This is a genomic window from Flavobacterium sp. A45 (assembly GCF_002001005.1).
GTDB lineage: Bacteria > Bacteroidota > Bacteroidia > Flavobacteriales > Flavobacteriaceae > Flavobacterium.
Window position 1 is genome coordinate 1 of sequence record NZ_MUNX01000012.1, and the last position, 428, is coordinate 428.

Annotated in this window: 1 protein-coding gene; it reads left to right on the forward strand. The window is 45.6% G+C overall.

The genetic code is table 11. The annotated features are described in order from the left end of the window. A partial coding sequence (locus B0E44_RS18680) for a hypothetical protein (protein ID WP_165688743.1) occupies nucleotides 1-428 on the forward strand: 428 nt, incomplete at both ends.

Sequence of the window (428 nt, forward strand, 5' to 3'; positions counted from 1 at the left end):
CCAAAACCTGCAGATATAGTAACGAATCAAACCATTTGTTCGGGAGCGACCTTCACCTGGAACGGTACGGATTATACAACGAATCAGACAGGAACAAGATTCCCAGGAGCAGACGGTTGTACTGCAGATCAAGTATTGAACTTGACTGTAACGCCAAAACCTGCAGATATAGTAACGAATCAAACCATTTGTTCGGGAGCGACCTTCACCTGGAACGGTACGGATTATACAACGAATCAGACAGGAACAAGATTCCCAGGAGCAGACGGTTGTACTGCAGATCAAGTATTGAACTTGACTGTAACGCCAAAACCTGCAGATATAGTAACGAATCAAACCATTTGTTCGGGAGCGACCTTCACCTGGAACGGTACGGATTATACAACGAATCAGACAGGAACAAGATTCCCAGGAGCAGACGGTTGTAC